This is a genomic window from Arenibacter sp. ARW7G5Y1 (genome assembly GCF_003201775.1).
Lineage (GTDB): Bacteria > Bacteroidota > Bacteroidia > Flavobacteriales > Flavobacteriaceae > Arenibacter.
On the sequence record NZ_QJJZ01000006.1, the window covers coordinates 189930 to 202279 of the forward strand.

Below are 12350 nucleotides of genomic sequence, written 5' to 3' on the forward strand. Positions count from 1 at the left end.
AAAAATACGGGTATGATTTACTAATAAAATTCAATAATTCCAACCAAAATATCAGCGATTATGATGCAATGTTCGGTTCCTTTTTTATCAAGGCAGACCATTCATTGGGTTTTTTTTTATTGATTTATATTATTAGTATAATATTTAAAATTAGGCGAAAAGAAATTAAACAAATTCCATGGTTTTTATTGTTATATCTAACTGTAACAATCTTTATAATGGAATCCAATCTAACTAAACTAATGCTGATTCTAGTTTTCTTATATTATTTGTTTCTATGGATATATAGGAAGATAAAACTACTAGGTATAGGAATCATGTTATTAATAAGTTTTATCACGTTTAATTTGGCACTTAAAGATCCTGCCATTAACGGAGAAGTTCAATCATTTAAAAAAAAGTATACCCCAGAACAATCTTTCATTGCATTTGAAAAGGGCTATGCCAAACGACCACAAATAGTCATTACATATGTTTCCAAAACACCTATAAAATGGTTTGGAGACGGCCCTTATGATTACTACAATATATTCACAGGGAAGTTTAAACAAACCTTGAATTTTTCACAATTGATTTGGACTTATAATGATTTGGGGATATTTGGATTATTAACAGTGATTTTATTGGCTTTTTTTTTAATAAAATCACTTTCATTAGACCCAGAGTCAAAGAAGCTATTTTTTTTAGTTATATTAATGTATTTATTTATGACAACCGTTTTTTCGGATTTAGCCATGACTTTATCCTTATTGCTTATAAGAAACAACAAAATTGAAAGCTTAGATATTAGAGAAAGCTAAATATAAATTTGTCTAATCAATGTTAATATATATTTTTCTTAAATGAAGCCTAAGTTTTATGTTTTCTTTTCTTTTATTATAATCGCCTGTTCATCAAATATAGATCGAACTAATTCCACGTGTCTTGATAATTTTAGAAATCCAGAAACAAATAAAACCAGCTTTCATATTTCTTTACTGATGGAAATTGAAAAAGATGATGTCTTAGAAGTTTACTACATAGATGACCCCAAGAAACAAGCATTTCAATCCGACAAAAAAATTAGAAAGAAAGTCCTTGGCAACACCCAAAATCAAGAAGTACAATTTAATCTACCCGATAAAATTAAACTCCACAAATTTCGGATTGATTTAGGTGAAAATAGTAATCAAAAAAATATAAAGATCCAAGAGATTAAAATAGAGCACAAAGAAAACGTTATATCAATAAAAGACAGTTTAATTCCATACTTATTTGATATTAACAATTACCTCGATTTAAACAATAAAAATGGTGATTTTAAAATTCAGGATAAAGAAAATAAAAGAGATCCATTTATTATTTCGAATGCCACTTTAATTAAAAAAATGAAAATTGAACTTTAATCCCTATATATGAATTTACTAATAGTACCATTTCATGACTGGAGAAAAATTATTTTGGAAGGATTTCGAACTAGAGATGCCCATTTTATTGAAGAATTGGATAAAAACAAAGACATAGTTAAAATCATAATTAATAGACCAACAACGTTGGTTGAAATAATCTTAAAAAGAAAGCTCAATTTAATTAAGGGAGAGATAATTCTTAAAAAGAATGGGTTTCGATTATATAAGATCAACAAGGAATTATATGTAATCGATTTCGTTTCCAGCAACTTTATTGGACAGATTAAAGGCGGATACAAATGGTTTATTCAAAATTATGGGAATCATGAATACATTGGATTTATTAACGATGTACTAGATAAATTAAATATTGGAAACGATTATTACCTGTTAAACCAAAATATTTTTGCTTCCGAACTAACTAAAAGCCTGAAGCCGAAAATTTCTGTTTTTGATGCTTGGGATAATTTTACAAAGTTTACAGTGTATGAGCATATAAAAGAAGAATTAAAGAGTGCCTACCATTTATATGCCAAATACTGCGATTTCTGGATAACCAATTCAAAAGATAATATAATTGATTTTTCAAAGTGGTACAAACCTAAAGATATTATCTTAATAACGAATGGTGTGGATGTACTCAGGTTTAAAGGCCCTATTGAGGAAACACCTGAGGATATGAAAGTGATTCCTAGGCCAATAGTTGGGTTTGGCGGTAAAATCACACAACTTATCGATGTTGAATTATTAAACAAATCCATGGCTAAAGCCAAAAACATCTCATTTGTGTTTGTGGGTCAAATATTGGATAAGAAAGTTTTTTCACAAATAGAAAAATGTAATAATTTTTATTATTTAGGAGACAAACATTATGATATATATCCCAACTATGTCAAAAGTTTTGATGTCTGTATTGTACCATATGTTGTAAAAAGAGAGAAAAAATCTGGAGCCAATACTATCAAGGTATACGAATATTTAGCTACAGATAAAAAAGTAGTTGGCACCAATTCAAATGGCTTGGAGGACTTAAAGGAACACCTATATATTGTACAAAATGCCAATGAATTTGCTTCAGAAATTAGTGATATACAAAATAACAAAAAACAAATTGATTTGGATTATCATTCTTGGAAAACTAAAACCAAACAATTTTTAAGGTTATTGGACTAGAAAATTATGGGAATTAAAAAAATATTTCTTGACAAAGAAAGAATTAAAATATATCTCCTTATTTTAATAGTAGTTACAATACCATACAAAATCAATATAGGAAATGCGGCGCTAATCTTAGCAATTATATATAATCTTTTATTTTTTGAAAGGAAGAACTTTCAAAAAATAAAATCCTTTTCTGTTATCTTTCCTATAACATTTTTCTTAGCTTCCGTGTTAAGTAGTTTAATGAGCAAGGATTATTTAGAAGGTATTGGACAATTAGATCGCCAATTACTATTATTGTTAATTGTAATAATACTTGCCAACATTCAGTTGACAGAAAAAATTATTGAAAAGGTTTTGAAATGTTTTTTCTTTTCAACAATTATTGGTACACTAATCTTATTATTCAACCTACTTATAAATATTATTTATGGGGCTACATTTAAAAATCTGACTTTTCATGATTTTACTGCTTTATACGACCAGCACCCTGTTTATTATGCCCTATACTTATCATTAAGTATATTTTATGGTCTGGATAGATTAATTAATTATAAGGTAAAAAACAAGGTCGCTACCATCACAGGCCTATTGATTCTTTTTTTTGGATTGGTTTTATGTGCTTCCAAAGCTGTTATTTTTATTGATGTTATAATCATCGCTATATTAATTTTATATAGAATTGAACATACCAAAAAAAAAATATTATATGGCACTTTACTTACGGTCATAGCAATTGGCACTATAAATCTTTCTTTTGTGAAGGAAAGATTTCTCGATGGTCTGACCTTAAATGACCAAATAATCTCATTTACACCGTCAAGTCATTTTGGGGAAAAGAAAAATTTCACCTATCTGGAAAAAACTAAGATAAGTGATTTAGAACTTAGGATTCTCTTTTTGAAAATTGGCATTTATCATCTAATTGATGATGATAAAGTTTTATTCGGATATGGCCAAGGTGACGTACAAGATTTCATAGATTACCATCTCTTTACTTATAATTTAGGCCCAAATTGGTTCGAAGGTTTTAATGTTCACAACCAATATTTGCATATCCTACTGACCTATGGGATATTTGTTTTAATTTTTTTTATGACTTATTTAATCTTTAGCTTTACCAAAGCTATTCGGAATAAGGACCATTTGCATTTATTCTTTTTAATATCAATGTGTTTTGTGTTTATTTTTGAAGTCTCCTTGTTTAGAAATAAGGGAATTATTTTTTTTTATTTTTTTAATACACTTTTTTTACTAAAACAATATCGATTTGAAAATTGCCATTCTAGGAACACGCGGAGTGCCTAACAACCACGGTGGATTTGAACAATTCGCGGAGTATTTTTCGGTGTATATGGCTGAAAAAGGACATCAAGTGTATGTTTATAATTCCCACAATCACCCCTATCAAGAAAAAAGTTTCAAGGGTGTAAGTATTATTCATAGTTATGACCCAGAATATAAGATTGGCACGGCCGGGCAATTTATATATGATTTAAACTGTATTCTCGATGCCCGAAAAAAAAATTTCGACATCGTTCTGCAATTAGGGTACACGTCAAGTTCCATTTGGCACTGGTTGATGCCTAAAAAGAGCCTTATTGTTACCAATATGGACGGATTGGAATGGAAACGTTCCAAATATAAACCTGCTGTACGTAAATTTTTAAAATATGCCGAAAAGCTCGGTGCTAAATATTCTGATTATTTAATTGCGGATTCCTTGGGTATACAGGAACATTTAAAAAAAACATATCAAAAAGACTCCGAGTATATTGCTTATGGGGCTACCAATTTTGAAAATCCCCATCCAGCCGTTTTAACCCAATATAACTTAGAAGAATATAATTACTCCATGATTTTGGCAAGATTGGAGCCTGAAAACAATATAGAAACTATTTTGGACGGTTATAGGAAGTCCAATACAACTAACCCCATTATTGTTGTTGGGGGCTTAAATGCTTATGGGCTTGGACTACAGGAAAAATATAGGGAGGACGTAAGAATCCAATTTGTTGGACCCAATTACAATCAGGAAGATCTTAATAATTTAAGACATTATTCACGCTATTATTTTCACGGACATTCAGTAGGTGGCACCAACCCTTCACTTTTAGAGGCAATGGCCTCCAGTGCCCTTATTATAGCCCACAATAATATATTTAATAAAAGCATATTGAACACAGAAGCAATTTATTTTGACACCTCGCACCAAATTACCCAAATTCTAAATGAGGATAAATATATTTCGCTGAACGATAAAAATACGCTGAAAAATAAAGAAAAAATTGACCGTGATTTTAATTGGGATATTATCAATAAAAAATACGAGCAATATTTAGTTGGTTTGCATAAATAATAACCTGATTATAATAGGCGCTTATTTGAGTCCGATCCAGTTTCATAACCCACGTACTCTTACACCTCTGTAAAGCAATTCTTTTTAAAAAAAATTTACTTAGAAACCCAAATATATGTCATTAATAAAGCTAAATTGGAAATAACATATTAGCTAATTAGAGAATCTTAATTCTCTTTACAATTATAAAATTTATCTTTGTCGAAGTTTATAACTTAAATAGTACGGACTCAAATTAATGTTTTCCAAAAAACACCGTTATTCCAACCTTATTACCCCCATATCTTATGGTGCCGATTTATTGGTGATTAATCTTTTTGCCTATTTTTTACCTATCAACTTTCAGTACCCCGTTCTTTTTCACTCTTATCTAACCATTGCGTGGATTATTCTGTCGTTTAAAAACAACTTTTACGTAATTTATAGATATACTAAAGTTTCATACCTTCTTAAGCTTTTGTTCAACCAATTCGTCTTTTTCTTTTTAATATTATATGCTTTTATTGGCTTCTTCAAGCAACCCAACATGAGCCGATTGGCTCTTGGGGAATATTTTATTTTTGTTGGGCTGGCCATTTTTACCATTAAGTTCCTAAACTATGTCCTTTTAATGAAATACAGGGAAAGGGTTAAAGGGAATATGAGAAACGTAGTGGTCATAGGAAAGAACAAAAAAACCGACCAGTTGATCGACGTTTTTAAGGATCGTCGGGAATACGGTTATCATTTTATGAAACAGTTCTGCCCATCGGACCCCTTTTTCGATATTTACAAGACTTTCGTTTACATTGTTGAAAATAATGTCGACGAAATTTATTGCTCCGTTTCAGAACTAAAGAATAATCAAATAACGGAATTCATCAATTTTGCAGATAACAATTTGAAAACACTCAAATTTATTCCGGACAACAAAAATATTTTTTCCAAGAAACTCACCTTTGAATACTACGATTATATTCCCATCTTATCACTGAGGGATATTCCACTGCACAATCCGCTGAATTCTGCCCTAAAACGAGGTTTCGACATTGTATTTTCATTAATGGTGGTCATCGGTATTCTTTCATGGCTGGCACCAATTATTGCGTTGATTATAAGACTGGAAACCAAAGGGCCGGTATATTTTAGACAAAAAAGAAATGGCATAGACAACAAGGAATTCTACTGTTATAAATTCAGATCCATGGCCCCTAATGAACACGCCGATAGCATGATGGCCGTTAAAAATGACATGAGAACTACCAAAGTGGGCAAATTTATCCGCAGAACAAGTATAGATGAGCTTCCACAATTTTACAATGTACTCTTTGGAAATATGTCGGTGGTTGGCCCTCGACCCCATATGGTAAAACACACCAATGAGTTTGCCAATAGGGTTGACAAATATATGCTACGACATTTCGTTAAACCTGGAATTACCGGTTTGGCACAGGTAAGGGGATATAGGGGTGAAATTGAAACGGATATCGACATCCTAAACCGCACCAAATTTGATATTTTCTATATCGAAAACTGGTCCCTGTTCATGGATTTGAAAATTATAGTCCAAACAATCATGAATGCTATATCCGGTGAGAAAAAGGCATATTAAAATGAAGTTTCATCACAAAGGCATGCCTACAGAATTGGTGCATAAAGTAAACAACAAATGAAAAAAGTACTTATCACCGGCGCAGCTGGATTTTTGGGATCGCATTTATGCGATCGCTTTATTAAGGAAGGTTATTACGTTATTGCCATGGATAACCTAATTACTGGTGATCTCAAGAACATAGAACATCTTTTTCCTTTGGAACAATTTGAGTTTCAACACCACGATGTGTCCAAATTTGTACATATTCCCGGCAATCTTGATTATATCTTGCATTTTGCCTCCCCGGCAAGTCCCATAGACTACTTAAAAATCCCTATAGAGACCTTAAAGGTTGGTTCCCTTGGCACCTTAAACTTATTGGGGCTAGCCAAAGAAAAAAAAGCCAGGATATTGGTAGCATCTACATCGGAGGTATACGGTGACCCCTTGGTACACCCCCAAAGTGAGGATTATTATGGCAATGTAAGTCCAATTGGACCTCGCGGGGTATATGATGAGGCCAAACGCTTTATGGAATCCATTACCATGGCCTACCATCGCTTTCACGGCGTTGATACACGTATCGTTCGTATTTTTAACACCTATGGCTCCAGAATGAGATTGAACGACGGCAGGGTGGTTCCTGCATTTATGGGACAGGCATTAAGGGGTGAAGATCTTACCGTTTTTGGGGATGGCTCCCAAACTAGATCCTTTTGTTATATAGACGATCAGGTGGAAGGCATCTATCGTTTATTGATGAGCGACTACACAGATCCAATAAATATTGGCAATCCACATGAAACTACGATCAAGGAGTTTGCAGAAGAAATTATTAAACTAACGGGGACCGACCAAAAAATAATATACAAACCCTTGCCGCAGGATGATCCCATGCAACGTGAACCGGACATTACCCGGGCCAAGGAAATATTGGGTTGGGAGCCTAAAGTGAACAGGGCTGAAGGCCTTAAGAAAGTATACGATTATTTTAAATCCTTATCCCAAGAGGAACTTCAGAAAAAAGAACACCGGGAATTCTTGAGTAAATAACTGGATATTTCCCCTTCAAACCGTATTTTTGGGGAAATTTTTTAAGAATGAATATCCTGATCCTTGGTGCCGGTGGGCGCGAACATACTTTAGCTTGGAAGCTAAAGCAAAGTCCAAAACTGAAAAATCTTTATGTGGCTCCCGGCAATGCCGGAACTGCTGGCATTGCCAAAAATGTACCCATTGGTGTAAACGATTTTGAAGCCATTAAGAAATGTGTCCTTTCAGAGAACATCGAAATGATTATAGTAGGTCCTGAAGATCCTTTGGTAAATGGGGTTCACGACTATTTCCTCAACGATGCGGACCTTAAGCATATCCCCGTCATCGGTCCACAAAAAGCAGCGGCTACCCTTGAAGGCAGTAAACAATTTGCCAAGGAATTTATGATGCGTCACAACATCCCTACAGCCGCCTATGAAAGTTTCACCGCCGCAACCCTGGGCGAAGGTTACGCGTTTTTGGAAACCCTGGAACCACCATATGTATTAAAAGCGGACGGACTGGCTGCAGGTAAAGGGGTACTGATTCTGAATGACCTACAGGAAGCCAAGGATGAACTAAAAACTATGCTGATCGACTCCAAATTCGGGGCCGCCAGTACTACGGTGGTCATTGAAGAGTTTTTGGATGGCATTGAACTGAGTTGTTTTGTGCTTACCGACGGAAAAGGTTTTAAGGTCTTACCTACTGCAAAAGATTATAAGAGAATAGGAGAAGGCGATACTGGATTGAATACAGGAGGTATGGGAGCCATTTCCCCGGTTCCTTTCGCCGATAAGGCTTTCATGGACAAAGTACTTGAGCGAATCGTTAAGCCTACCGTAGAAGGCTTTAAATTGGATAATTTGCCTTATAAAGGATTTGTTTTTATCGGTTTGATCAAAATAGGGGATGAACCAAAAGTAATTGAATACAACGTGCGAATGGGCGATCCTGAAACCGAAGTTGTTATTCCAAGGATAAAAAATGATCTTGTAGAGATTTTCGAGGCCGTAGCAAACCAAAGCCTGGATAACATCGACCTAGAAATAGATGAACGTGCCGCAACTACAGTCATGGCAGTATCCGGAGGATATCCGGAAGCTTATGGGAAGGGAATGGAAATAACAGGTTTTGATGCTTTGGAAGATGCCGTGGTATTCCATGCAGGAACCGAATTAAAAGAAGGTAGGGTTTTAACAAATGGAGGCAGGGTTTTGGCAGTTACCGCCTACGGCTCCAACTTTAAGGAAGCGCTAAAAAAATCCTATAATAACATGGAGAAACTACATTTCGATAAAATGTATTATCGTAAAGATTTAGGATTCGATCTATAATATTCCATTCCATTATACATTTAAAGCGATATTCTGTTTTAATAAGAAAGGGGATAGCACTTGCTATCCCCTTTCCCATATCTCTTTTAGTCCTTAAAGTTGATCTCAGGCAACAACACAGCTTCTAAATAAAGCCAAGTTCCCAGCGGAAATCCGTATGACCATTATAGGTATGAGTGTGCTGTTGCGTCTTTATTTTCTTCGCCACTATCATTGTATTTTTTCAACTCCAACATCCAATACACAAAGGCGGCAGCGCCTATAAGCATAAAAATCCAATTTAAAGAATTGGCTCCCCACCAATTCTCCATAGCACGCAAAGCATCGAAGGGTGCAAAAAGCACATTTACAAATAAATCCTCTATACCGTAAAAAAATGAATCCATCTTAATTATATTTACCATGCAAAAATATAAAAACCTAGGATGATTTCAAGCATTTTTGGAAGAACAAAACCAATAAATTATATAATACTGCTAGTATTTCTATTTTTCTTCTATTGGTTTGTCCACTTTTTTATCTTCCACAAATCGTATACACCAGAGCAATTATTGGGACAAACAGCGATTCTAGGGTTTTTATCGTTTAGCATATTTGTCGTTAATTTTATAGTGTTAAGAAATAAGATTACTGGTGGAAATTCACTGGCTATACTGTTTTACACCCTGTTAATTGTACTTTTTCCTGAGGTCCTTATTGACGCCAATGCCATTCTCTGCAATTTTTTTTTATTGCTCTCTATACGTAGAATACTGAGTTTCCGTAGTCTCAAAAACATTAAATTAAAAATTTTTGATGCCACTTTTTGGATAATGATAGCCAGTTTATTCTATGACTGGGCCATTCTCTATATCGCGGTCGTAATTGTTGCCATTTACTTTTATGAACCAAAAAATATTAAAAACTGGCTGGTCCCGATCACTGCCGTAATAGCTATGGTTCTTATCATGTTGGCTATTCTGTCTTTGGGCAACAATACAGAGTTTTTGTTGAGTCATTATTATTTCGATTTTCAGTTCAATGCAGTTTATTTCTATGACTGGAGCAATAGTTCCCTTTTATTTCTTTATATATCCGTAGTATTGTTATGCGGTTTTTTGGCCTTTTTAAAATTGGGCAGCCTAGGTGTAGGGAAAATAGTGACAATGTGCCTCATAGTCCTGTTCTTTATTATTGGATTGCTGGTAAAGGTTTTGAAATCTGCCCCAGATACCCACCCTATTTTAATTACTTTTTTTCCAGCAGTGGTTTTTATAACCACTTATGTACAATCCATTAAAAAGGATAGTGTCCGGGAAATTGTCTTAATGGCATCCATAATTATTCCTTTTATTGTATTTCTGACCAATGCATTCATGAAGTAAAATATCCATCTTAACGCCGAAGAAGCCGGAAGGAATATCAAAAAAAACCACCCTTGAATAAATAAAAGGTATTAAACCTCAGGGCAGGCCTGCCTTTGTCGGCAGACAGGCCTGTCTGCCGACAAAGGCAGGCCCTGAACCCAATAATAAAAATCGACCCTAGGGTCGAGGTATTGAACCTAGATCCCGCAGAAAAAGGCGGGATTAGTTCAACTTGCAATTTTTAGTCCGTCTTTCTGACTTCTCAAAATTGAGTTTCACTAATAAAATCCGTTTTTAAATAAACGGTATCTTTGCCTTAAAATAATGTCATTATGTTCAGTGATTTTGCTTACAAAATATTTGAAGAAAGTATTGAAAAATACCATCAAATAGACGACGTGTCCCAAGAGTTTAACAACCCCTATCCAAAGGACGATATATCGCATCTTTTATATCGAAAAAATTGGATAGATACCGTGCAATGGCATTATGAAGACATTATACGGGATCCCAATATTGAACCGGTGGCAGCATTAAAATTAAAAAGACAGATTGACGCCAGCAATCAGGATAGAACAGATTTGGTGGAATTTATTGACAGTTATTTTCTTAATAAATACCAATCGGTTGAAAAAGACAAAAATGCCAGTATTAATACGGAAAGCCCTGCCTGGGCCATAGACCGACTTTCAATTTTGGCATTGAAGATATACCATATGCAAGAAGAAGTGCATAGAAAGGATGCCACCCGGGAGCATATACAAAAATGTAGCGCCAAACTTAACATTCTATTGGAACAGAAGAGGGATTTAAGTTCCGCCATAGACCAACTATTATTGGACATCGAATCTGGCAAAAAATATATGAAAGTCTACAAGCAGATGAAAATGTACAATGATAACGAACTAAACCCTGTTCTCCGTAAAACCCCCTAACGCCACAAATGGCCATTCCCTATTTTCGGAATCAACCAATAAATAAATGGAAAGAGTGTCCAAAACTCCAACTACCTCCGCCAAAACTCCTGAAAGTAGCATTGGAAATCCTACCACTTTAACCGGGGAAGGCCTACATATTCTGGTCATTCGGTTATCCGCCATGGGCGATGTAGCCATGACCGCTCCTGTTATATCGGCCCTAACGGAACAATATCCCAAAATTAAAATTACCGTACTTACAAGAGGGTTTTTTAGTCCCATTTTTTCCAATATCAGAAATGTAACCGTTTATGAAGCGGATGTAAAGGGCAAACACAAGGGCCTATTTGGGCTCTGGAAGCTTTATAAAGAGCTTAACCACCTTAACATAAACATGGTTGCCGATCTGCACAATGTGTTGCGAAGCAATATCCTAAAACAGTATTTTAGGCTGGGATCCGTTCCGTTTAACCAAATAGATAAGGGCAGGACGGCAAAGAAAGCCTTGACCTCCCTGACCCATAAAATCTTTGAACCCATAACCACTACCCACCAACGCTATGCCGATGTTTTTGGTAATCTTGGATTGCCTATAGATTTGAAAATGGCAAGTTTGCTTCCTAAAAGGCCCATAGCCAATTCCACAAAAGAACTGGTAAATGGCAAAGAACAAAAGTGGATTGGTATTGCTCCCTTTGCAGCCTTTGCTGGTAAAATGTATCCTTTGGATTTGATGGAAAAGGTAGTTCATACCCTAAATAAGACCGGTGGCTATAAAATTTTGTTGTTTGGAGGGGGAGAACAGGAAAAAAACCTATTGGAAAAATGGGCAATCAACTACAAAAATAGTATCAATCTGGTAGGTAAATTAACCTTCAAAGAGGAATTGGCCTTAATCTCACAGTTAAATCTGATGTTGGCCATGGATAGTGGCAATGCCCATTTAGCGGCATTATTTGGAATTCCTACCTTGACTTTGTGGGGAGTTACACATCCTTATGCGGGATTCTATCCCTTTAAACAAGATCCCCAAAATGCCTTGTTGGCAGATAGGAATCAATATCCTCTAATTCCAACTTCAGTTTATGGAAATAAATACCCCCCAGGCTATGAAAATGTGATGCGCACCATTGCTCCTGAGGAAGTTCTTTCTAAAATTGAGGAAATTTTAAATAGTTAATTATAACGCCAAATGGCCGCGCGATTTTGCGCAACGGGCTCTAATCGCTTCCCA

General features: G+C 35.0%; 12 protein-coding genes. 11 read left to right on the top strand and 1 reads right to left on the bottom strand.

All coding sequences use genetic code 11. The annotated features are described in order from the left end of the window. Positions 1 to 347 precede the first annotated feature (347 nt). The 8 genes from C7972_RS23670 to purD all read left to right on the top strand — a co-directional run bounded on the left by C7972_RS23670 (position 348) and on the right by purD (position 8853). Positions 348 to 800 (top strand): hypothetical protein, encoded by a 453-nt coding sequence (locus C7972_RS23670; RefSeq protein ID WP_146216307.1) that lies wholly within the window; start codon positions 348 to 350, stop codon positions 798 to 800. A 42-nt stretch (positions 801 to 842) separates the two neighbouring features. Continuing rightward, on the top strand, positions 843 to 1385 hold the full coding sequence (locus tag C7972_RS11095; RefSeq protein WP_110356242.1) for a hypothetical protein: 543 nt from the start codon (positions 843 to 845) through the stop codon (positions 1383 to 1385). Positions 1386 to 1394: 9 nt separating this feature from the next. Further along, positions 1395 to 2561: a glycosyltransferase gene (locus C7972_RS11100; RefSeq protein WP_110356243.1), complete on the top strand. Its 1167-nt coding sequence runs from the start codon at positions 1395 to 1397 to the stop codon at positions 2559 to 2561. Between the two features lie 6 nt (positions 2562 to 2567). Beyond that, entirely contained in the window at positions 2568 to 3857 is a 1290-nt protein-coding gene (locus C7972_RS11105; RefSeq protein WP_110356244.1) for an O-antigen ligase, read from the top strand. Continuing rightward, the gene (locus tag C7972_RS11110) at positions 3820 to 4908 is read left to right on the top strand and encodes a DUF1972 domain-containing protein (protein ID WP_110356245.1); all 1089 of its coding nucleotides are present in this window, start codon (positions 3820 to 3822) and stop codon (positions 4906 to 4908) included. Before C7972_RS11105 ends, C7972_RS11110 begins: the two co-directional genes overlap by 38 nt. Before the next feature lie 238 nt (positions 4909 to 5146). Further along, positions 5147 to 6499, top strand: a complete 1353-nt coding sequence (locus C7972_RS11115) for an exopolysaccharide biosynthesis polyprenyl glycosylphosphotransferase (protein WP_110356246.1) — start codon at positions 5147 to 5149, stop codon at positions 6497 to 6499. Positions 6500 to 6556: 57 nt separating this feature from the next. Continuing rightward, the gene (locus tag C7972_RS11120; protein ID WP_110356247.1) at positions 6557 to 7534 is read left to right on the top strand and encodes a UDP-glucuronic acid decarboxylase family protein; all 978 of its coding nucleotides are present in this window, start codon (positions 6557 to 6559) and stop codon (positions 7532 to 7534) included. Positions 7535 to 7581: 47 nt separating this feature from the next. Next, positions 7582 to 8853, top strand: coding sequence for a phosphoribosylamine--glycine ligase (gene purD / locus C7972_RS11125; RefSeq protein ID WP_110356248.1), 1272 nt, complete (start codon positions 7582 to 7584; stop codon positions 8851 to 8853). A 164-nt stretch (positions 8854 to 9017) separates the two neighbouring features. On the opposite strand, the gene C7972_RS11130 is transcribed toward purD, so the two are convergent. Then, a complete protein-coding gene (locus C7972_RS11130; RefSeq protein WP_110356308.1) occupies positions 9018 to 9239 on the bottom strand; it encodes a uracil phosphoribosyltransferase in 222 nt (73 codons plus the stop codon). Between the two features lie 39 nt (positions 9240 to 9278). Between C7972_RS11130 and C7972_RS11135 the strand changes: the two genes are divergently transcribed. The 3 genes from C7972_RS11135 to C7972_RS11145 all read left to right on the top strand — a co-directional run bounded on the left by C7972_RS11135 (position 9279) and on the right by C7972_RS11145 (position 12296). Continuing rightward, positions 9279 to 10217 (top strand): DUF6427 family protein, encoded by a 939-nt coding sequence (locus tag C7972_RS11135; protein ID WP_110356249.1) that lies wholly within the window; start codon positions 9279 to 9281, stop codon positions 10215 to 10217. Between the two features lie 314 nt (positions 10218 to 10531). Continuing rightward, entirely contained in the window at positions 10532 to 11134 is a 603-nt protein-coding gene (locus C7972_RS11140; protein WP_110356250.1) for a DUF4254 domain-containing protein, read from the top strand. A gap of 46 nt (positions 11135 to 11180) precedes the next feature. Next, positions 11181 to 12296, top strand: a complete 1116-nt coding sequence (locus tag C7972_RS11145; RefSeq protein ID WP_309148923.1) for a glycosyltransferase family 9 protein — start codon at positions 11181 to 11183, stop codon at positions 12294 to 12296. Positions 12297 to 12350 lie beyond the last annotated feature (54 nt).

What these genes read in the sequence shown, in the direction of transcription:
- C7972_RS11095 (WP_110356242.1), top strand. Translation starts at nt 843, where the DNA reads ATGAAGCCTAAGTTTTATGTTTTCTTTTCTTTTATTATAATCGCCTGT.
- C7972_RS11100 (WP_110356243.1), top strand. Translation starts at nt 1,395, where the DNA reads ATGAATTTACTAATAGTACCATTTCATGACTGGAGAAAAATTATTTTG.
- C7972_RS11105 (WP_110356244.1), top strand. Translation starts at nt 2,568, where the DNA reads ATGGGAATTAAAAAAATATTTCTTGACAAAGAAAGAATTAAAATATAT.
- C7972_RS11115 (WP_110356246.1), top strand. Translation starts at nt 5,147, where the DNA reads ATGTTTTCCAAAAAACACCGTTATTCCAACCTTATTACCCCCATATCT.
- C7972_RS11120 (WP_110356247.1), top strand. Translation starts at nt 6,557, where the DNA reads ATGAAAAAAGTACTTATCACCGGCGCAGCTGGATTTTTGGGATCGCAT.
- purD (WP_110356248.1), top strand. Translation starts at nt 7,582, where the DNA reads ATGAATATCCTGATCCTTGGTGCCGGTGGGCGCGAACATACTTTAGCT.
- C7972_RS11130 (WP_110356308.1), bottom strand. Translation starts at nt 9,239, where the DNA reads ATGGATTCATTTTTTTACGGTATAGAGGATTTATTTGTAAATGTGCTT.
- C7972_RS11135 (WP_110356249.1), top strand. Translation starts at nt 9,279, where the DNA reads ATGATTTCAAGCATTTTTGGAAGAACAAAACCAATAAATTATATAATA.
- C7972_RS11140 (WP_110356250.1), top strand. Translation starts at nt 10,532, where the DNA reads ATGTTCAGTGATTTTGCTTACAAAATATTTGAAGAAAGTATTGAAAAA.
- C7972_RS11145 (WP_309148923.1), top strand. Translation starts at nt 11,181, where the DNA reads ATGGAAAGAGTGTCCAAAACTCCAACTACCTCCGCCAAAACTCCTGAA.